This window comes from Polynucleobacter sp. Tro8-14-1 (assembly GCF_018881655.1).
Lineage (GTDB): Bacteria > Pseudomonadota > Gammaproteobacteria > Burkholderiales > Burkholderiaceae > Polynucleobacter.
The window spans coordinates 142,562-162,553 of sequence record NZ_JACVPX010000004.1; the positions used below are offsets into that span (position 1 = coordinate 142,562).

The 19,992-nt window shown below is 44.7% G+C and carries 25 protein-coding genes; 13 read left to right on the plus strand and 12 right to left on the minus strand.

All coding sequences use genetic code 11. The features are described 5' to 3' along the window. Positions 1–13: 13 nt before the first annotated feature. Genes ICN34_RS05855 through ICN34_RS05865 form a run of 3 tightly spaced genes read right to left on the minus strand, consistent with a single transcriptional unit; the run spans position 14 to position 2,266 of the window. On the minus strand, positions 14–418 hold the full coding sequence (locus tag ICN34_RS05855; protein ID WP_216121375.1) for a diacylglycerol kinase: 405 nt from the start codon (positions 416–418) through the stop codon (positions 14–16). A 13-nt stretch (positions 419–431) separates the two neighbouring features. After that, positions 432–1,460 carry a glycosyltransferase family 1 protein gene (locus tag ICN34_RS05860; protein ID WP_216121376.1) on the minus strand — a complete coding sequence of 343 codons (1,029 nt, stop codon included), beginning with the start codon at positions 1,458–1,460 and terminating at the stop codon, positions 432–434. Next, complete coding sequence (locus ICN34_RS05865) at positions 1,457–2,266, minus strand: UDP-2,3-diacylglucosamine diphosphatase (protein WP_370623973.1); 810 nt, start codon at positions 2,264–2,266, stop codon at positions 1,457–1,459. The genes ICN34_RS05860 and ICN34_RS05865 overlap by 4 nt, the downstream gene beginning before the upstream one ends. 103 nt (positions 2,267–2,369) lie before the next feature. On the opposite strand from ICN34_RS05865, the gene ICN34_RS05870 reads away from it, so the two are divergent. Next, positions 2,370–3,164, plus strand: coding sequence for a 1-acyl-sn-glycerol-3-phosphate acyltransferase (locus ICN34_RS05870; RefSeq protein ID WP_216121378.1), 795 nt, complete (start codon positions 2,370–2,372; stop codon positions 3,162–3,164). Between the two features lie 46 nt (positions 3,165–3,210). Then, positions 3,211–4,116: a polyphosphate kinase 2 gene (ppk2, locus tag ICN34_RS05875; RefSeq protein ID WP_072583845.1), complete on the plus strand. Its 906-nt coding sequence runs from the start codon at positions 3,211–3,213 to the stop codon at positions 4,114–4,116. A gap of 4 nt (positions 4,117–4,120) precedes the next feature. Here ppk2 (ICN34_RS05875) and ppk2 (ICN34_RS05880) read toward each other — a convergent pair whose 3' ends face one another. Together ppk2 (ICN34_RS05880) and ICN34_RS05885 are read right to left on the minus strand one after the other, a co-directional pair. Next, entirely contained in the window at positions 4,121–4,894 is a 774-nt protein-coding gene (gene ppk2 / locus ICN34_RS05880; protein ID WP_216121380.1) for a polyphosphate kinase 2, read from the minus strand. After that, positions 4,894–5,184, minus strand: a complete 291-nt coding sequence (locus ICN34_RS05885) for a serine/threonine protein kinase (RefSeq protein WP_072583847.1) — start codon at positions 5,182–5,184, stop codon at positions 4,894–4,896. Before ICN34_RS05885 ends, ppk2 (ICN34_RS05880) begins: the two co-directional genes overlap by 1 nt. 160 nt (positions 5,185–5,344) lie before the next feature. On the opposite strand from ICN34_RS05885, the gene ICN34_RS05890 reads away from it, so the two are divergent. The 6 genes from ICN34_RS05890 to ICN34_RS05915 all read left to right on the plus strand — a co-directional run bounded on the left by ICN34_RS05890 (position 5,345) and on the right by ICN34_RS05915 (position 10,198). After that, positions 5,345–5,674, plus strand: a complete 330-nt coding sequence (locus ICN34_RS05890; RefSeq protein WP_072583848.1) for a helix-turn-helix transcriptional regulator — start codon at positions 5,345–5,347, stop codon at positions 5,672–5,674. Beyond that, positions 5,671–6,150: an arsenate reductase ArsC gene (locus ICN34_RS05895; protein WP_216121382.1), complete on the plus strand. Its 480-nt coding sequence runs from the start codon at positions 5,671–5,673 to the stop codon at positions 6,148–6,150. Before ICN34_RS05890 ends, ICN34_RS05895 begins: the two co-directional genes overlap by 4 nt. Next, the gene (gene arsB, locus ICN34_RS05900; protein ID WP_072583850.1) at positions 6,147–7,190 is read left to right on the plus strand and encodes an ACR3 family arsenite efflux transporter; all 1,044 of its coding nucleotides are present in this window, start codon (positions 6,147–6,149) and stop codon (positions 7,188–7,190) included. The genes ICN34_RS05895 and arsB overlap by 4 nt, the downstream gene beginning before the upstream one ends. A gap of 117 nt (positions 7,191–7,307) precedes the next feature. Beyond that, entirely contained in the window at positions 7,308–9,371 is a 2,064-nt protein-coding gene (locus ICN34_RS05905; protein WP_216121384.1) for a right-handed parallel beta-helix repeat-containing protein, read from the plus strand. Positions 9,372–9,485: 114 nt separating this feature from the next. Continuing rightward, entirely contained in the window at positions 9,486–9,884 is a 399-nt protein-coding gene (locus ICN34_RS05910; RefSeq protein WP_216121386.1) for a hypothetical protein, read from the plus strand. 56 nt (positions 9,885–9,940) lie between these two features. Next, positions 9,941–10,198, plus strand: a complete 258-nt coding sequence (locus ICN34_RS05915) for a hypothetical protein (protein ID WP_237767789.1) — start codon at positions 9,941–9,943, stop codon at positions 10,196–10,198. Positions 10,199–10,230: 32 nt separating this feature from the next. Here the strand turns inward: ICN34_RS05915 and ICN34_RS05920 are convergent, their stop codons facing one another. Beyond that, positions 10,231–11,109 (minus strand): hypothetical protein, encoded by an 879-nt coding sequence (locus ICN34_RS05920; protein ID WP_216121388.1) that lies wholly within the window; start codon positions 11,107–11,109, stop codon positions 10,231–10,233. Positions 11,110–11,325: 216 nt separating this feature from the next. Between ICN34_RS05920 and ICN34_RS05925 the strand changes: the two genes are divergently transcribed. After that, positions 11,326–11,541, plus strand: coding sequence for a YdcH family protein (locus tag ICN34_RS05925; RefSeq protein WP_216121390.1), 216 nt, complete (start codon positions 11,326–11,328; stop codon positions 11,539–11,541). A gap of 39 nt (positions 11,542–11,580) precedes the next feature. On the opposite strand, the gene ICN34_RS05930 is transcribed toward ICN34_RS05925, so the two are convergent. Further along, positions 11,581–11,925 (minus strand): zinc ribbon domain-containing protein YjdM, encoded by a 345-nt coding sequence (locus ICN34_RS05930; RefSeq protein ID WP_072583856.1) that lies wholly within the window; start codon positions 11,923–11,925, stop codon positions 11,581–11,583. Positions 11,926–11,990: 65 nt separating this feature from the next. On the opposite strand from ICN34_RS05930, the gene ICN34_RS05935 reads away from it, so the two are divergent. Beyond that, positions 11,991–13,790, plus strand: coding sequence for an AsmA family protein (locus tag ICN34_RS05935; RefSeq protein WP_216121393.1), 1,800 nt, complete (start codon positions 11,991–11,993; stop codon positions 13,788–13,790). A gap of 27 nt (positions 13,791–13,817) precedes the next feature. Here the strand turns inward: ICN34_RS05935 and ICN34_RS05940 are convergent, their stop codons facing one another. Genes ICN34_RS05940 through ICN34_RS05950 form a run of 3 tightly spaced genes read right to left on the minus strand, consistent with a single transcriptional unit; the run spans position 13,818 to position 14,658 of the window. Next, complete coding sequence (locus ICN34_RS05940; protein WP_072583858.1) at positions 13,818–14,165, minus strand: phage holin family protein; 348 nt, start codon at positions 14,163–14,165, stop codon at positions 13,818–13,820. Between the two features lie 60 nt (positions 14,166–14,225). Next, complete coding sequence (locus ICN34_RS05945) at positions 14,226–14,426, minus strand: SlyX family protein (protein ID WP_072583859.1); 201 nt, start codon at positions 14,424–14,426, stop codon at positions 14,226–14,228. A gap of 10 nt (positions 14,427–14,436) precedes the next feature. Continuing rightward, a complete protein-coding gene (locus ICN34_RS05950) occupies positions 14,437–14,658 on the minus strand; it encodes a hypothetical protein (RefSeq protein WP_072583860.1) in 222 nt (73 codons plus the stop codon). A 33-nt stretch (positions 14,659–14,691) separates the two neighbouring features. Here ICN34_RS05950 and ICN34_RS05955 point away from each other — a divergent pair, with 33 nt between their 5' ends. Then, a complete protein-coding gene (locus tag ICN34_RS05955) occupies positions 14,692–15,690 on the plus strand; it encodes an LLM class flavin-dependent oxidoreductase (protein ID WP_072583861.1) in 999 nt (332 codons plus the stop codon). Here ICN34_RS05955 and ICN34_RS05960 read toward each other — a convergent pair. Both ICN34_RS05960 and ICN34_RS05965 read right to left on the minus strand, forming a co-directional pair. Beyond that, entirely contained in the window at positions 15,685–16,101 is a 417-nt protein-coding gene (locus ICN34_RS05960; protein ID WP_216121396.1) for a putative toxin-antitoxin system toxin component, PIN family, read from the minus strand. The two genes, ICN34_RS05955 and ICN34_RS05960, sit on opposite strands and share 6 nt — an antisense overlap. Before the next feature lie 9 nt (positions 16,102–16,110). After that, positions 16,111–16,656: a YaeQ family protein gene (locus ICN34_RS05965; RefSeq protein WP_072583863.1), complete on the minus strand. Its 546-nt coding sequence runs from the start codon at positions 16,654–16,656 to the stop codon at positions 16,111–16,113. A 120-nt stretch (positions 16,657–16,776) separates the two neighbouring features. Between ICN34_RS05965 and ICN34_RS05970 the strand changes: the two genes are divergently transcribed. Both ICN34_RS05970 and hemN read left to right on the plus strand, forming a co-directional pair. Then, positions 16,777–18,390, plus strand: coding sequence for an NAD(P)/FAD-dependent oxidoreductase (locus tag ICN34_RS05970; protein WP_216121398.1), 1,614 nt, complete (start codon positions 16,777–16,779; stop codon positions 18,388–18,390). Between the two features lie 18 nt (positions 18,391–18,408). Beyond that, positions 18,409–19,824 (plus strand): oxygen-independent coproporphyrinogen III oxidase, encoded by a 1,416-nt coding sequence (gene hemN / locus ICN34_RS05975; RefSeq protein ID WP_216121400.1) that lies wholly within the window; start codon positions 18,409–18,411, stop codon positions 19,822–19,824. Positions 19,825–19,992 lie beyond the last annotated feature (168 nt).

Below are 19,992 nucleotides of genomic sequence, written 5' to 3' on the forward strand. Positions count from 1 at the left end.
CCTTAGTAGGTAATTAAAGTTTCAGAAGCAAGGGGATGCAGACTGCAGCCCAGAGTAGGGCTGCGACAAATAGCGCAAGCATGACGGCGGCACTGCCAAAATCTTTTGCCCTTTTGGAGAGATCATGATGTTCGAATGAGATTCGATCGATCGCTGCTTCCACGCTGGAGTTCAATAGTTCAATAACCGGCACCATCATCAAGGAAGAAATTAGTAATGATTTCTCTAGCAGTGTGATCGGCAACAAGAGGGCGACTGGTGTTAGTAAGGCAAATAAAGTCAGCTCTTGTCTAAAGGCGCTTTCCTCCATGAATGCATAAACCAAACCACACCAAGAGTTCTTGGCTGCATGCCATGCTCTGGCAAGGCCTCGATTGCCCTTATGGGGGTTCTGATCTATGTGATATGGGGAGTTCAAGATGCGTTTTTCTTTAGGCTAGTGCTGTTACATGAACTTCTGTTGTTGGTACAGGCTTAAGGTGATTGGCAAATTGCTCTGAGGCCGCTCTCCAGGAGAATTTCTCAGCATGTGCACGTGCTACTTCACGAGGAATTTTCAGGGCCTGCATGCAAGCTTCACGAAGGTCTTCATTCATGGCACCTGAATTGGAGTTGCCTAAGACATCAATAGGGCCAGTAACAGGATAAGCGGCTACTGGCGTCCCGCATGCCATGGCTTCTAGTAACACCAAACCAAATGTATCGGTCTTACTAGGAAATACAAATACATCTGCTGCCGCATACACTTTTGCTAACTCATGCTGCTGAAGTACTCCCAGATAGTTCACTTCTGGATATTTTTCTTTGATTCCAGCCATCGCTGGACCGTCTCCTACCACCCACTTTGAACCTGGTAAATCGATTTCTAAAAAGGCATTGATATTTTTCTCAACAGCAACTCTGCCCACGTATAAAAAGATGGGATGCGCGGTATTTAAGGCTTTGGAATCCTGCATCTTAAAGATATCCAGATCAACGCCTCGTGACCACAACACCACGTTATCAAGACCATAAGATTCTAAGTCATTCTTAACCACAATTGTTGGCGCCATGACGGCCATTGACGGTTTATGAAACCAGCGAATAAAGGCATAGGTAATTGCTAAAGGAATGCCAGTACGCGCTTTGACATATTCTGGGAAACGGGTGTGATAAGCAGTTGAAAAAGGCAGGCGATTTTTAACTGCGTAGGCGCGAGCAGATAAACCTAGTGGGCCTTCTGTCGCAATATGCATTGCATCAGGCGCGAATTCTTTAATACGACGAGCTACTTCTTTTCCTGGGAAGAGTGAGAGGGCGATATCAGGATAGGTTGGGCAAGGAATGGATTTAAAGCCATTGGGAGTAATCATTTCTACTTGATGCCCCATGGCAGTTAATTCAGCGCGGGTTTGTTTCAGGGTGCGGACAACACCATTAACTTGTGGGTCCCATGCATCAGTAATGATCATAATTTTCATAGCGCAGCCTCTTTGATGAGTGATTCGATAGCGGGTTGAAGAGTGATTTGAGGTGACTCAACTGGCTCACCCTTGATCTGTGTCCAGTGAATAATTTGGAGTTCGCCTGTTTGTGTTTCAACTAAGGCAGTAAGGCTCTCGACCCAATCACCATCGTTGCAATACAACAAGCCATCAATCTCGCGAATTTCTGCTTTGTGTATATGCCCACAAACTACGCCATCACAGCCTCTTAAGCGGGCCTCTCTGGCCATGATATGTTCAAAGTCTGCGATATAGCTGACGGCATTTTTGACTTGATGTTTTAAGTATTGAGATAGCGACCAATACTGCAGCCCCATCTTGGCGCGCACCATATTGAAATAACGATTTACGTAAAGAATGAGCGAATAGAGGTTGTCACCAACGTATGCAAGCCACTTGGCGTATTGCATCACGCCATCAAACTGATCGCCATGGGTTACCCATAGTTTTCTACCATCAACTGTCGTGTGAATGACTTCCTCAACTACCTTGACATCACCAAAAGACATTCCAAAGAATTGTCTGGCGCTTTCATCATGATTTCCAGGAACATAGATGACTTCTGTCCCCTTACGTGCCTTACGCAAGAGTTTTTGTACTACATCATTATGTGATTGAGGCCAGTAGAAAGACTTCTTCAGTCTCCAGCCATCAATAATGTCGCCAACTAGGTAGAATTTATCTGCTTCGTTGTGCTTAAGGAAATCGAGAAGGTAGTCTGCCTGACACCCTGATGTTCCTAGGTGTACGTCTGAAATCCAGATGGCTTTGTAATGCATCATGAAACAGTATTAAGCCTACTGAGTATGAAACCAGCATGACAGTTCTAAGACAGTTTTATGACTACGGAGTATTTTCTGAGATTGTTTTATATTCTTACAGCATATGAGCCTGACTAAACACTCCAAACAGCCTCCGTTTCAATATTGGGCTTATGCATGGTCGTGGATTTTAGTGTGGAGTCATGTGATTGCTGGATTGGCGACTCTATCTTTTCAGTTTCCATTTGCAACTCAGGAAACTAAAAATAACCATATTCAGAAGTGGTCAAGAAGACTGCTAGCTATTTTTGGTATTGAATTAAGGCTCAGGAATCCAGAAATTCTTCCTGCCACAGCCTATCTACTGGCATCAAACCATATCTCTTGGATGGATGTCCACGCTATCAATGCTTTCAAACCCATTCGCTTCGTAGCAAAGTCCGATGTAGAGGGTTGGCCCATATTTGGATGGATGGCCAAGCAATTGGGTACGGTATTTATCAAGCGTGATAGTGCTCGTCATGGAAAGTATGTTGCTAACGAAGTGAGTGATGTACTTAAAGCTCAGTCTGTTTGCATTTTTCCAGAGGGCACCTCCACAATAGGTGAGGGTGTCCTACCCTTTAAGCCCAATTTATTTGAATCTGCGGTTATTGCTCAAGTGCCAGTCTATTCGCTTGCAATTACCTATAGATCCCTGTCATCTGGCGAGAGAAGTGAAGTGCCTGCATTTGTGGGTGAGATGGGGTTACTGGAATCCATGGCTCAGATCTTGAGGGATCGTAACCTGATCGTGGAGCTTACCTTTTTATCACCCTCGGGAGCTAGTCCTGAGGCTTCCAGAGACCGAAAATGGCTGGCTTTGCATAGTCAAGAGGCGATTTCTAATCAATTAAAGGGTAATCAGCCCTCTATGTAACAAAAGTGTCATTTTCCCCCGCTATAAGTATTATTAGGGAAACAATATGACATCAAAACACAACGAAATGGCCGAGTGGTATCGCCGTGCACAAGAAGAGATTCTGGACAGCATGGATGAAGAGCTTGAAATGGAGCTCGATGATGACCGCCTATCTCCTGATGGTGATAGTCATTCACAAATTCCACGTAACGTTTACTTCCGAGAACTCTTTAGACTCCAGGGTGAGTTGGTAAAGCTTCAAGACTGGGTGGTAGAGAACAAGCTTAAGGTGGCAGTCCTATTTGAAGGTCGAGATTCTGCTGGTAAGGGTGGGGCGATTAAGCGCATTACCCAGCGATTGAATCCCCGGGTTTGTAAAGTGGTTGCTTTGCCCGCACCTAACGAACGTGAAAAGACGCAGTGGTACTTTCAAAGATATATTTCCCAGTTACCCGCTGGTGGCGAGATCGTTCTATTTGATAGAAGCTGGTACAACCGCGCTGGCGTTGAAAAGGTAATGGGTTTCTGTACTGATGATGAGTATGAAGAGTTTTTAAGAACGGTTCCTGATCTGGAGCGCATGATGATTAGTTCAGGCGTTATCTTGATCAAGTACTGGTTCTCAATTTCTGACGAAGAGCAATACAACCGCTTCATGATGCGGATTCACGATCCTTTAAAGCAGTGGAAGTTAAGTCCAATGGATTTAGAGGCAAGAAGGTTGTGGGAGGCCTATACCAAGGCCAAAGAGACCATGCTTGAACGTACGCATATTCCTGAGGCGCCTTGGTGGGTGGTTGCTGCCAATGACAAGAAAAAAGCACGTCTAAATTGCATTACGCATTTATTGGATCAAATCCCGTATAAAGAGATTGATCACCCAGTGATTACCTTGCCAAAACGCGTTCATAACCCGGATTACCTTCGAGGCCCAGTACCGCCTGAGATGTATGTTCCCGAGGTTTTTTAAGGGCTTATTTTTCGAGCTTATATAGTTTGCTGTCCCATTGGAAGACGATATCCTTATCAGCCTTCAGCAAGCCTTTATCTTTTCCTGGGTATGAAACTCTAGAAAGAAGATCCTGAATCATATTGAGATGAGCAACTTTTTTATCGTTCGCCTTAACAACGATCCAGGGCGCATCTTTAGAGCTGGTTTTTTCTAGCATGTCATTTCTACATTTGCTATAGGCATCCCAGTTTTTCTGCGCTTGCTGATCAATCGGGCTAATCTTCCATTGCTTGAGTGGATCTTTAGCTCTATCTGCAAGACGAACAGCCTGTTCCTTTTTTGAGATGTCTAAATAGTATTTGAGAATCGTTATGCCAGAGCTGGTCAGAATAGATTCGAGCTCATTTACGGTTCCCATGAAGTTGGCGTACTGCTCCTTCGTGCAGAAATTCATGACCATCTCAACGCCGGCACGGTTGTACCAGCTGCGGTTGAATAGAACAAACTCACCTTTTTTGGGAAGCTCAGCTACATATCTCTGAAAGTACCATTCTGCAGATTCGGTATCAGATGGTTTTCCGAGGGCAACCACGCGAGTTTCCCTGGGGCTTAAGTGCTGCGTAATGACTTTAATAGTGCCATCCTTGCCAGCCGTATCGCGGCCCTCAAGAATGACCAGTATTTGATCGCCTTTGCTGATCAGACTATTTTGCAGCTTGACCAACTCAATCTGCAATAAGCGGAGCTGATCGTCGTAACTAGATTGCTCTAGCTTATCTTTGCCTTTTTGACCCATTAGCTTGCTTCATTTGTATTGGCAGGGCTAGCAGGAGTAGTTTTCTTTGCAGCCGCTTTTTTAGCAGGAGCCTTTTTAGCTGGGACTTTCTTGGCGGGGGCCTTTTTAGCAGGCGCTTTCTTGACCGGAGTCTTTTTGGCGGCAGCTTTCTTAGCCGGAGTTTTTTTGCTAGCTACTTTTTTATCTAACTTATCCAACGCTTTTCCAAGCTTGTCGATCAGCTTTTCTCTATCTGACTCTAATTTATCGAGCTTTTTTAATAGCTGCTTAACTAATTTCTTTTGGCTCATGCTGATTCCTGGGTTGATTGTGAATTCGTTGTATTGGCGTATCTTCAATCAATCCTACGTTTAATTTTCTCTATTTTCAAGCATATATGACACATATATGTCAGTTATGTGACATTGATTGTCACTATTGTGAAATATATATTTCGATACAATTGGAAATATGAAAAATACTGATGCCATCAAAGCATTCCTGGCCCTGGGTCAAGAGACCCGTTTGAATATTTTTCGCTTGATAGTTCAGCGTGGTGATACTGGATTAACGCCTAGCGAGATGATTGAAAAGCTAGGGGTTGCTAACGCCACACTGAGTTTTCACCTGAAAGAACTAGTAGGCGCTGACTTATTGTCAGTAGAGCGTCAAAGCCGCAATCTCATCTATCGACCTAATGCAGGCTTGGTGCAAGAGTTAAGCGGGTTCTTGCTTGAAAACTGCTGCGGTGGCAAATCATGCGCTCCAGTATTAATCTTGAAAAAGGCGAAGGCTAAATGAAGCAGTTCAATATTCTCTTCTTATGTACCCATAATTCTGCTCGGTCTGTTTTGGGGGAGGCACTTGCTTCAACTCATCTCAGCGGCAAATTTGTGGGCTACTCAGCAGGATCCACTCCAGGCACTTCAGTAAATCCATTTGCACGTGAGTTGGCTTTGCAGATGGGTTACGATGAATCTAAATTACGCTCCAAGTCCTGGGATGGGTTTGGTTTGCCAGAAGCTCCAAAGATGGATTTCATTATTACGGTTTGTGATAACGCGGCAGGCGAAGTGTGCCCATTCTGGCCTGGAAAACCTGCTACTGCCCACTGGGGCTTCCCAGACCCATCACAAGTGCCTGGCACGGATGACGATAAACGCCGTGCATTTAAAGAAGTCATGATTGGCTTAAAAAAACGCATTGATCTTCTGGCGGATATGCCATTAGATCGACTCAATTCACTTAGCCTTCAAGAAATTCACAATAAATCATGAGCACAGTTACCAGCAAGCTTTCCTTTTTAGATCGATACCTCACTGTTTGGATATTTGCTGCCATGGCGGCAGGTATTGGGTTGGGATATTTTGTTCCTGGGGTAGAGGAGTTCATTAATTCCTTTCAATCGGGCACTACTAATATCCCAATAGCCATTGGATTGATATTGATGATGTATCCACCGTTTGCAAAGGTAAAGTACGAAGACTTGCCTGATGTCTTCAGAGACAAGCGAATCTTTGGTTTGGCATTCTTGCTCAATTGGATTGTTGCGCCTACCTTGATGTTCTTCTTGGCTATCCTCTTTGTTCCCAATCAACCGGAATACATGGCAGGTCTTATCTTGATTGGCATAGCGCCTTGTATTGCCATGGTGATTGTCTGGAACGATATTGCCAAAGGTTCTACGGAATATGCGGCTGGCTTAGTAGCTTTTAACGCAGTGTTTCAGGTGCTGTTCTTTAGTGTGTACGCCTATTTCTTCTTAACTGTCTTGCCGCCGTATTTTGGCCATGCAGGATCCGTTGTCAATATCACTATTGGTGAGATCGCTAAGACAGTTGCTATCTATCTAGGGGTTCCTTGTGTTGCGGGATTCTTGACGAGATACATTGCCCTCAAATTTGTGTCGAGAGAGTCGTATCAAAATACTTTCGTCCCTAGAATAGGCAAAATCACCTTAATTGCTTTGCTTTTCACGATCGTAGTGATGTTTAGTTTGAAAGGTAAGTTAATTCTTCAGTTGCCAATGGATGTGGTTACCATCGCAATTCCATTGCTAGTCTTCTTTGTGGTGATGTTCTTGCTGACATTCTTTATCACCATCAAAATGGGTATTGAATATAAGCGTTGCTGCACTTTGTCATTTACGGCATCTAGCAATAATTTCGAGTTAGCTATTGCCGTAGCCATTGCCGTGTTTGGGATTAATTCTGGGGCGGCATTTGCTGCTGTGATTGGCCCACTGGTGGAGGTGCCGATCATGGTTGGTCTGGTTTCGGTTGCTTTATGGCTTAGAGATAAGTTCTTTCAGGCCTAAAGCCTATGATTTTGGCCTCCAAAGGGGGCTTATATTCAAAATTGTGCCGAAATAGAGGAGATTAGCTCTAGGGAGAATGTAGAATCAGATTCCCTATTTACAGAAAGCGTCATCCGTATGTCTACCTCTACCGCTCTAAAATTTTGGCGTTATATTTCCCTCAGTTTTTTGGCATTAGTAACGCTTGGTTTAGCTGCCTGTGGTGGCGGTAGTGATAGCGGTAGTAGTTCTGCTGTCGCAACCCCGAGCGTCTTTTACGTTGTGAGTAATACCAACGACTCAGGTGCCGGATCTCTGCGAGATGCAATTACGGCAGTTAATAGCGCATCAACTTCCCAATACTCAGGCATTACTTTTTCTGTAGCCGGTGTAATCACCCTTGCAAGCGATTTGCCTGCTATTACAAAGAAAGTATTAATTGATGGCGGTACTGCTCCTGGCTATGTAGCTGGTAACACCACTACTGCGCCATTGGTTGCGGTGAACTTCAATAACGTTGCCTCAGGTTTTACTTTTAACAGTGGCTCTGCAGGTTCTGGCATTTATGCTTTGTCAATCATTGGATCTAATTCAAATGGCATTACCTTAAATGCGGGCAATATCGTTTTATTAAGAAACTATATTGGCCTGAACTTAAGTGGTGCAGCTTCTGGCAATGCGAAGGATGGTATTTATATTGCAACCTCTTCTACTAACAACGTTATTGGCACAAACCCAAATAGTATCTCTGGTCTTTACTCTAATGTGATTTCCGGTAATACGCAGAATGGTATCCAGATCTATGGCAGCGCAGGCAACAAGATTCAATCCAATGCCATTGGCACCAATCCAGCAGGAACAGCAAAGATTGCTAACGGTTTCAACGGTATCTATGTAACTTATTATGCGGTTGATAACACCATTGGTGGAACTGCATATATCAATTCCGCTACAGGGCAAACTAATAATCCAACGGGCAACAAGGGTACAGTCCCAATCGTTTCTATTGCTCCGCCATTAGGTAATCTGATTTCCGGTAATTCGCTTAACGGGGTTTTAATTGATGGTGGTTCAGAGTTAACGGTGTTAAGTGGCAACTTTATCGGTACTAATAATGTTGGCACAGCAGCTGTGCGCAACACCTTGGATGGTGTATTAATTCGCAATGCGAATAACAATCAACTGATTGGTTGTACTTTTGAAGACAACCCATTTATTTATTACAACGTATTGAGTGGTAATGGAGGCAATGGTTTGCATATAGCCGACTCCAATGCAATTTTGGTTCAGGCTAACTTTTTTGGTGCTGGTGCAAATAATGCATCCATGGTTCCAAATGGCGGCCACGGCATCTTAGTTGACGGCAGCTCTGCAGGAGTTCAGGTTGGCGGTGTAATCCCGCTTGGTAACGTGTCAGCCGGCAATACACTTGATGGTATTAAGGTTTCAGGAACTGCTAGTGGCTTCACCACCTTCAATACGTTTGGTGGCTTGTACGCCTTTCAGGGCGCTGCTCCGAATGGTGGAAACGGGATCACAATTGATTCTACTGGCGGCAACAATTTAGTTCGCACTAACGTATTCTCTGGAAATATGCATCATGGTATTGAGATTTCCGGAAACGCATCTGGTGTTACTGTCGATCCTAACGTGGTTGGTTTGAATACTGAAGGTACTGGTGCTCTTGCTAATGGTCCTGGCGCAAATGGTGCTGGTAACGGCGGTAGCGGGGTTTACATTGCGGGAACTGCCCATGGAAACTATATAGGCGGTTACAACAATTCCGTTATTCCGCAAAACACCTTCTCTGGCAACGCAAGATACGGAATTGAAATTGTCGGTACTGCAAATAGCAATACTGTATTTAACTCCGTAATTGGCCTTGGAACCACTCAGGTTTCTGCTTTTGGTAATGGACTGGGTGGTGTTTATATTGGCGGAGGAAGTAACAATAACTCTGTTATCGCCTATACACCTTCCAGTTCATATACTGCAATGTCTAGTGTAATCAGCGGAAATACAGGGGATGGTGTTCTTATTGCTGATACTGCATTTAATAATACTGTTCAAGGAAATTATTTTGGTTATGGTAAGCGTTCTATTGTCGGTAATTTGGTTGCGGGGCTGTTTCCCAATTCACTACTTCCGGTTCATGTAACGAGCTCTGGCTCGGGGAATGTGACCACCCCGAACAACCCTTAATATGAGCATTAGTCTAAAACTTACTTAAGTTGCCGTTGATTTATAAAAGCCAGCTAGTCTTTGACTGGTTGGCTTTTTTATTTCCTGGCATGCCAATATGAAAGAGATTGTGTCATGACAAAACTCATCATTTATTTATTAGTAATCGCAGAATTCTCTAGTTTTGCTTTCGCACAAATGCCGCCCCCAATGATGCCTCCTCAAGGAATGCAGCAGGGCATGCCTAGATCACCTCAAGGGGGTCCAGTTGGCCCAGGAGGCATGATGCGCGATGATCCTCATAGACCCGTTGACCAAATTAGTCGTGGTCTTGGAGTGACGCCAGACCAATTTAGAGCTTGCTTTAGTGATGTCAATCCTGCACCCCAAGGGACATTACCGGGTTCCAATCAGAAGCACGCCAATAAGCAAGTTCTCTTAAGCTGCCTCCAGCGTGCAAATCCGGGTATTACCAATGACAGCCTAGATGCAGTGATGGACCAATATAGGCCTGGGGGCAGGGCGGCTCAGTAATTTGGGCGTCCTAAGATAGAATCAATCTATCCCTCATCTTTTAGGCGGCATTGAAAATGGTAAGTCATTACTTAGTGGTTTTTCTAGGCCTGATGTTAGCGGCCTGCTCAACACCAGTCAGTCAGTTTGGTGTGTACAGGCAATCAGATGGCACGGTTGGTGTTCATGCGCCCAAAGATGCAAAAGAAAATGAAGCCCAGGAAGTGGCATTAGAGGAGTGTAAAAAGGAAGGGAAGAGAACTGCGACGATTCTAGAAAGCAGAAAAACGGTCAATGACCGTTTTCCCTTAACTTATATCTACCTTTGCAGATAGTGACGATTAGTTAAATCGCCATTGATTAGTGCTTAGCTAAGCAACCATTTCTTAATCGACTTATTGACGCACATTGCATCTAAAGCAAGACCAAAGAATTCAGATCCATTGGTAACCATGCTCTCGATTGCTTCCACTTTGCCAGACTTAATGCCACGCAAATAAGTTGCTGCACGGTAGCGCAAGAAGTGCTCAGTTTCACCATTTTCATTCTCGGTTGGGCAGATTTCTAGGCTGCCATAGCGAGTTTCTGGGTTAATGTTGAGAACGGCTAGGCTTAAAGCCCCAACCAATTTCTCAGGCACTGGGATAGGCACATAGGAGTAGAGGGAGATCATCATTTCCTCTTCATCTACTTCAATGATGTGATCAATATCCAGCACATCTTTTTCGGTTAACTCTGTCTCGCCAGAATCGCCACCACCAAATGTGGATTCAAACTGCAACATAGCAGTATTGCTTCCTTTGGAGATCTCGATCATGTCAGGGTAGCCAAGCAAACCTTTCCACCAATACATCAGCGAGAAAGTGCAGGGCTTTACTTCAACCAATCCCTTGTTAGTAGACTTTGCAAAATACAGGCCGTAAAACTCATCATCTTGCTCTAGACCATATTGGTCAACTTTAGGTGATTTAGATGAAGCAGGTTTTGCAGTCTTCTTGGCAACTTTCTTCGCTGCTGGCTTTTTGGCCGCAGGTTTCTTTGCCACTAATTTTTTAACTGCTACTTTTTTGGCAGCAGGCTTCTTTGCAGCCACTTTCTTGGCGACTGGTTTTTTCACTACCTTTTTGACCGTCTTTTTGCTTGCTACTTGCTTAGCGGCAACTTTCTTGACAGCTTTTTTAACAGGGGCTTTTTTTACCACCTTGGTAGCTACTTTCTTTTTTGCTGGAGACTTCTTTGTAGCCATGGTTTATTACCCTTCTTTCGGTAGTTATTGTGCTTGATGCACTATCTGATATTACTGCAAATTCTCCCGGAATTCGCCTTTCCTATATGGGGTTTGTCCCCCAGATTGCAAGGGGAGGGGTGAAACAAATAGATTGAGGAAGGCATTGTTCTTGGAATGGAGGGTTGCTACACTAAAAGCGTGAAGTTTTGTGCAACCTAAATATCAAGAGGGCTTATGTTTCCTGAATATCGCGAACTCATCACCAAGCTGAAAACGACAGATCGTCATTTCTCGCATTTATTTGATAAGCACAACAATTTAGATCAAAAGATCCAAAGAATGGAGTCCCATTCAGAGCCGAGTACCCCAGAAGAAATCGAGACCTTGAAAAAGGAAAAACTCCTTTTAAAAGACCAGATTTATGCCGTCTTAAAGAAGGCTAGTAGTTAAGCTCCTGGTGAATTAGAAAAGCCTAGATGCAAAATGCTTCTAGGCTTTTTTCAGGAAGCAGGCTTTGAGTAGCATATTGCCTGCTTCTGTTTTGCAGTCGACTTCGTGATCACCTGATACCAGGCGTATCCCTTTAATCTTGGTGCCGACCTTCAGGGTGGTTGAAGAGCCTTTAACCTTGAGGTCTTTGATGAGGGTGACTGTATCGCCATCTACTAGAAGATTGCCATTGGCATCTTTGACAATGAGCCCAGCCTCAGCCTCTTCTAAAGCAGTAGCCAAAGGCCATTCATGGCCACACTGGGCGCAAACATAATTTTCCCCATCGGGGTAAGTCATATCTTCCTGGCAGGCAGGACACTTCGGTAGATTATCTGTGCTCATCACTTCATTTTAGTCTAGGGGTGATGGTCTTGGCTCATATCTAGTACTCGATTTAGAATGGGTAGGTGAATAAAACCCTGAAGATTTCTCTTATTGCTCTGGTAGGCTGTCTTGCCCTAGTGGGTTTGGGCGCATGGTACGCATCATCTTTTATAAATCCTGCTCAGGTAACCAAGCTTCTGAGTTCTTCTGTCAAAGATGCAACTGGGCGTGAGTTGAAAATCGCCGGTCCAGTAAGTCTGAGTCTTTTCCCATCAATTAGCGTAAAAGCCGAACAGGTGTCTTTGAGCAATGCCTCATGGGCAAGCAATCCTGATATGTTTGTATTCAAGCAGATTGAATTAGATATTAGGATACTTCCGCTTCTGAAAGGTAGCGTTGAAATCAGTAGAATCGGTGTAAGAGGACTAGAGGCGAACTTACAAACCAATAAGGCTGGGGAGGGTAATTGGAATCTCACTCCGCCTACGATAGTTGCCAGTGGGTCGGCAACACAGTCTGTAACTAGCGATTCTTCTAGTAATGCCCTTGTCTCCATTAAAACTCTTGATGTCGTAGATGCTCGTATCAATTATCAAGACGGAGAAAAAGCAGCCAGCCTGATTGGCATTCCTAAACTTTCTTTAGATGCCGGTGACGGGAAGTCTACGATTCTGGTAGATGTTCAGCGCGCTAACTACACCCTGAATCTAAAGGGTAAAACAACTTCACTGCGTAATGCTTACTTCGCTTGGAATCAATCTCCAGTAAACCTAGATCTCGATTTAGTTCTAACCTTAAACGGTAAGTCGCTTGCGATTACGGGCGACATTGATAAAAAGCCAGATCTATTACCAAAATTCAATATCAATCTCAATTCAAAGTCCTTTGATTTAGCGCCTTTAGCGGGTTCTGTTGTTATTGCTGGAGCAGCTGGAAAAACTTCCTCGGCTTCGACACATAAAGTCCAAGGAAAGTATTTATTCTCCGATGACGCGCTGCCTTTTGATCTTTTACCTTTAGCTGATGGCTCGGTCAACATTAATATTGCTGAGCTTGGGATTCCGCATCAGGCGCCGTTTACTAACTTCAAAACGACACTCCAATTTCAGAAAGATAGGATTGATGCGAGCGATGTCAGCTTTAATATAGGTAAGGGAAGTGCCCAAGCGCAACTTTCCATTACTCAGTTTACCAGCCCTGCGCCTAAGATTTCTGTGAAGGGTATTGCTAAAGACTTTACCTTAGAGCAAATTATTGCCGTCACCGATTCAAGCGCTAGAGTTTCTGGTGGTGATACAAAAGTGGCCTGGAACTTACAGGGAAGTGGTGTGAGTCCACATCAAATCGCTAGTCGAGCCATTGGGGCTATTCAGGTTTCAGTAGGGCAAAGTAAATTAGATTCGAAGTTCATCAATAAAGGCGGGGACTTTGTCATCACTGTAATAGATGCAATTAATCCGATGTATAAGAAATCTAATCAAACTACTTTGAATTGTGCTGTTGCCTACTTACCCATCAATAGTGGGCTGGTAAATATTCAGAATTCAGTTGGCATTGAGACGGATCGTCTTGACATCACCCTAGCGGGCTCGATCAATCTTGCCAGCGAGGCTCTCAATATCAGTATTAATCCAAGAGAAAAATCAGGCCTGACAACGGGCTTGGATCTGGCCGGACTTGTAAAGATTGAGGGAACATTACAAAACCCGCAAACTGGGGTGAATAAGGCAGGGGTGGTGAATAGCGCCGTCTCTATTGGATTGGGTTTCTTAACCGGCGGTATTAGTATCGCAGCGGAGAATGCTAAATCATTGGCGACCAAGTCGCAGCCATGTAAAACAGCGCTGCACTCTTGGTCTGATATCTATCCTGCTAGCAAGTAAGCCTAGCGAAGCTCGTAAATCAGCTTCTTAAAAAACTAAGCCGCTGACAAAGAGGCTAAATAAAGAAATAAAGATGCTGGCAAAGAATGCGGTCCAGAAGCTGGAGATCGTAAAGCCACTCACCACTGCAGAAACCAGCATCAATACCAAGGCATTAATCACGAGCAAGAAGAGGCCCATGGTTACTACCGTTAATGGTAACGTGAAAAGAACGAGCAAAGGCTTAACGATCGCATTAGCAAATCCTAAGAGGAGGGCAGCAATTAATAATGAGCCGCCATCCGCAAAGCGCAAGCCACTAAAAATATAACTGGCAACCCAAAGGGATAAAGAAGTTAAGCCCCACTGGACTAGAAATAGAGTTAAGTTACTCATGGATGATTCCTATGCTGGTGTTGAAAGGGGTTTATGCCTAGTGACTATATTAGCAGTTGATTAATAGTGCGGGGGGATTTCATCCTGAGAGCTTGCGCCGCCGCCTCCACCGCTGCTGGCTTGTTCTTTAATTGCCTTTAATTCGCGATACAGAAATTCGATTTGCTGTTGCTGTTTATAGACGGTCTCATTGAGTTTCTCAATTAAGTCTTCCGTGAAGCTCAATTTGATTTCTAGATTAGTGATGCGTTCTTCTGACATAACTTACTTTCTATTCTGAGATAAGCTCAAATCGCCCATCTTCCATTTCTGCTTTGGGTCTAATCCAAAAATCATGCGATTGCATGGATTCGTAAACATAAGCTGGCTCCAGATTTGCCTCTACGTTAGCCAAGAAGGCCACCTTATAAAATCCACCAGTCTTAATGTGGCGCAATCTACTGCCTGGCTTAAATAGGCCATCGTCAGGATCAGCCATTTTGGGTTTACTCATGTCAACAATGCACTTTCTCGGTATGATCTAGCGATGGCAAATTCCATCCCATACTCCATTCTAGATATATCTCCGATTCCTCAGGGTTTTACTGCTGCCGATGCACTGCGCAACTCCTTGGATGTGGCAAGGCATGCCGAAAAATGGGGCTATACCCGCTATTGGGTAGCAGAGCATCACAATATGACGGGCAATGCGAGCTCTGCAACTGCAGTTTTGATTGGCTATATTGCTGCTGGCACCTCCCATATCCGAGTGGGCTCTGGCGGCGTTATGTTGCCAAATCATGCTCCTTTAGTAATTGCTGAGCAATTTGGCACCCTAGAAGCTTTATACCCAGGAAGAATTGAGCTTGGCTTGGGTCGTGCACCTGGTACCGATCAAATGACTGCCAGGGCATTGCGCAGGGATTTATTGGGTAGCGATGATCGTTTTCCACAGGATGTCCGTGAGTTACAGCATTATTTTGGCCCGTTACAAGAAGGGCAATCTGTAAAGGCGATACCAGGGGTCGATAGCAATGTTCCGATCTGGATTTTAGGTTCTAGTTTGTATGGAGCTCAATTAGCCGCTCACTTTGGCTTACCTTATGCCTTCGCTTCTCACTTTGCGCCAGAGCAACTTTTAGAGGCAATGAAGATTTATCGTGAGCTCTTTAAGCCATCGGCACAACAAGATAAACCCTATTCAGCATTTGTGATGAATGTAGTTGCAGCAGATACAGATGAAGAAGCTCAACATCTATTTACTACACTGCAACAGAATGTTGTCAGAATGCGGCGCAATACCCGCGGGCAATTACCACCCCCAATTACTGACATGAATGAATTTTGTGAGCCTCATGAACTAGCAGCGGCAGATCATACCTTGCAGGTTTCAGTAGTGGGTTCGCTAGAGACGGTAAAGCGGGGGATTCGTCGTTGGTTGGATCTTACTGGCGCAAACGAAATCATCTTGACTGGGCAAATTTTCGATCATCAGGCTCGTCTCAGATCTTTTGAGATTGCCGCACAGGCCGCGCAAAGCCTATAAGATCGCTGCGTTGTAATCTGCGGTAATGAATACTTGTTCTTTTGCAGCCTGATTCGCAAATCGCAGCACTGCATTGTCTTTGCTGATTAAGAAGCAGGGCTTTGCAGTGTAAGCAAGGTCTAAAAAGACTTGATCATCTGGGTCTTGGCATATCCAGGGGGCTTTGGCCAAGTTTTTATCATCCATCAATCTTGCTAAACCATGCCATTGCTGGCGAATTTGCTCTTGTTGCACTTCATCGAGCGAAAACAGAGGGCGAGCAATCACATCAGCAAATTCTTCTAAAGTGTTTAGAGTTGCGAGCGCATCTATTTTGCCTTCGATCAGCGTTTGCTTTAAATGAAGCGCTCTAAAGTCATTAAAGACAAAAAGATCTAGCAAGACATTGGTATCGAAAACTACTACCTTCATTTTTAAGGCCTATTGATTGTTGCGCCAAATCTCTGGAGTAATGGTGACCTGCCCTTTATCAGAGGAGACGTAAGCTTCACCATCTTGAACATTGACATGGATCACCATGCTGCGCTCAACCAACTTGTTCAGCTCTTCCGCTTGTTCTGCTGGTATAGCGATTATTTGTAAATTGCGAGCACGAGTGAGTTTGTTAGCAATGCCATCCCACCAGATTTTGCTGGTATGTCCGCCATAGCAATAGACAATTACTTGATCAGCACGACCACAGGCTTTCAGAATACGACGCTCGTCTGGTTGGCCGATTTCAATCCACAACTTGATTGCATCGGTAAGATCTTTAATCCACAGATCGGGTTCATCGGTATCACTCAAACCCTTTGTAAACGCTAGATCCTCATTTGCCTGCAATGCAAAGGCGATGATGCGGACCATCATGCGCTGCTCAGTCTCAGAAGGGTGCTTAGCAATAGTTAACGAATGACTGCCATAGTAATGGCGATCAGAATCTGCGACATGAAGGTCGGCTTTGTGGATAGTTGCGCGTAGAGCCATGACCTATTATCGCCTTTATGAACCAACTCCTGGCCTGAGTGAGCTCATAACCAGTATTATTTGGCTTGAGGCTCATGATGAGCCTAGAAATGCCTCAAATTACTGTGTACCGTAAAACCCATGATCCGTATTACTGAATTACGTCTACCAATTGACCACGCTCCAGAATCTTTGGAGAAGGCGATATTGAAGCGTCTCAATCTAGATGCCAAAGACTTAATACGATTTGAGGTCTTTAAGCGTAGTTACGATGCTCGAAAGAACGTCGCCCTCTCTTTTATCTATACGGTTGACTTATCTGCAAAGCATGAAGAAGTTCTTCTGAAGCAATTTGCTGGAGACATTCATGTAAGACCATCCCCGGATACGAGCTACCACTTTGTAGCAAAAGCCCCTGAAACTATAGACTCTGGCAAAGCGCTGCGTCCAGTGGTCGTTGGATTTGGCCCATGCGGTATTTTTGCCGCTCTAGTGTTAGCGCAAATGGGTTTTAAGCCAATTGTCCTTGAGCGCGGCAAGAAAGTTCGCGAACGCACTCAAGATACTTGGGGCTTGTGGCGTAAGAATGTTTTAAATCCAGAATCCAATGTGCAATTTGGAGAGGGAGGGGCTGGTACGTTTTCAGATGGCAAGTTGTACAGCCAGATCAAAGATCCTAAGTTTTATGGACGCAAGGTCATTCATGAGTTTGTGAAAGCTGGCGCTCCTGCAGAAATTACGTATGTAGCCAAACCCCACATCGGCACCTTCCGCCTGGTTGGCGTGGTGGAGAAGATGCGTCAAGAAATTATTGACTTAGGTGGTGAGATTCGGTTCTCGCAAAAAGTAATTGGCTTTGATATTGAGAGTGAACAAATTACCGGGGTCAAGATTGAGGGGCAGGCAGATCTACCTGCCAACCATGTCATCTTGGCTTTGGGACACAGTGCGCGGGATACCTTTGAAGCCTTGCATCATGCTGGCGTCTTCATGGAAGCTAAACCCTTTTCTGTTGGTTTTCGGATTGAGCACCCACAATCTCTGATCGATAAAGCACGCCTGGGTCCTCATGCTGGCAATGAGTTAATTGGCGCGGCAGATTACAAATTAGTCCATCACGCCAAAAATGGTCGTTCCGTCTATAGTTTTTGCATGTGCCCCGGAGGGACAGTAGTCGCTGCTACCTCCGAACCGAATCGAGTCGTAACCAATGGCATGAGCCAATATTCTCGTAATGAACGAAATGCCAATGCAGGCATCGTTGTTGGCATTACGCCTGAGGATTACCCGGGTGGCCCATTAGCAGGCATTGAGTTTCAGCGTGCTATTGAATCAAAGGCTTTTGAATTGGGTGGTAGAACTTATGAAGCGCCGGGTCAGCTGATTGGCGATTTCTTAGAAGGGAAGGCTTCCACTCAGTTTGGTGGCGTGATGCCGTCGTATAAGCCCGGCGTTCATTTAACGGATCTGGCAGAAAGCTTGCCCGCTTATGCCATTGAGGCGATTCGTGAGGCGATTCCTGCTTTTGAGAAGCAAATTAAAGGCTTTTCTATGAAAGATGCCGTTTTAACTGGTGTGGAGACGCGCACTTCCTCTCCTTTGCGAATTACTCGAGGCGCGAACTATCAGAGTCTGAACATTAAAGGTCTTTACCCAGCAGGCGAGGGCGCAGGTTATGCGGGTGGAATCTTGTCTGCAGGAGTTGATGGGATTAAAGTAGCAGAAGCAGTGGCGTTAGACTATCTGTCAAAGTAAATACCCCATAAGAATCCTATGAACTCTGTAGTAACTCTTTCATCAGCCGAAGAAAATGAAGTGCTTTTTCATCCTGAGCTGTTGAAAAAGTTTGATATCAATGGGCCGCGTTATACGTCCTACCCCAGTGCTGATCGATTTCATGGGGACTTTTCTGAAGCTGATTATCTTGAGGCATTGGAGCGGGTAGCTCAAGCGAATGAGCCGCTGTCCTTATATTTCCACTTACCATTTTGTCCCAATATTTGTTATTACTGCGGCTGCAACAAGATCATCACCAAGGATCATGGGCGTAGCGCCAAATACATCAAATATCTCGCTAAAGAAATGGCCATGGTTACTAAAGCCATGAGTGCTCAGAAAAAGATTCCCGTTACACAATTGCATTGGGGTGGTGGCACGCCTACTTTTCTATCGCATGAAGAGATGACTGAGTTGATGCAGCACACTCGCGAGTATTTTGAGCTACTGCCTGGCGGTGAGTATTCAATTGAGATAGATCCGCGCCGTGTTATTGAGCAAGATATTGCACTCTTGGCTGAATTGGGCTTTAACCGTATTAGCTTGGGCGTTCAGGATTTCAATTTGGCAGTTCAAGAGGCAGTACATCGCGTGCAGACTATTGAGGAAACCCAAGCAGTCATGGATTGGTCTAGAAAGTATGGGTTTAAATCCAGAAGCGTTGACTTGATCTATGGCCTACCAAAGCAAACGCCAGAGACTTTCAAGGAAACGGTTGATGCGGTCTTGGTAATGAACCCCGATCGTCTCTCTGTCTATAACTACGCACACTTGCCGCATATTTTCAAGCCGCAACGCCGTATTGCTGAAGCTGACTTGCCTGCGGCAGCAGATAAGCTGGATATTCTCTCCAATACCATTGCACGCTTAGGTGAGGCGGGGTATGTCTTTATTGGTATGGACCATTTCGCTAAACCAGATGATGAATTAGCTATTGCCCAAAGAGAGGGCAAGTTGCATCGCAATTTCCAAGGCTACTCCACTCAGGCAGAATGCGATCTTCTGGCATTTGGAATCTCTTCTATCGGTAAAGTCGATGATTGCTACTCTCAGAATGTCCGAACTTTGGATGAATATTACGAGGCGTTAGATGCGGGTCACTTACCGGTGCTTCGAGGTTTGCGTCTTGATGAAGACGATCTGATGCGCCGTGAGTTAATTGGTGAGTTGATGTGCCAATTTGCCTTAGACACCAAAGCTTTTGCGACATCACATCAAATTGAATTCTCAAATTACTTTAAGACGGAAATAGAAGAGCTCAAGAGTCTAGAGGAGGCTGGTCTCCTCAACTGGGAGGGTGAAAGTATTCTGGTTCCCACCAAAGGTCGTCTCCTTGCTAGGCGGGTAGCCATGACTTTTGATCGGTACCTCAGAGAGTCTCAAGCCAAAGGGACCTATTCCAAGGTTCTGTAAGGGTAAGTCTGAGGTAATTTGATCTAGATCAAATAAGCCCAAAAACTCTGTTGCTTTTTAACCAATAAAAAATCTCCAGCCTCAGTCAATTTGATTTACATCAAATTGCACTCCCTTCATCAATTCGAAAATGATTTCATCGAAATTGATAAGAAAAAGGGAAACCAT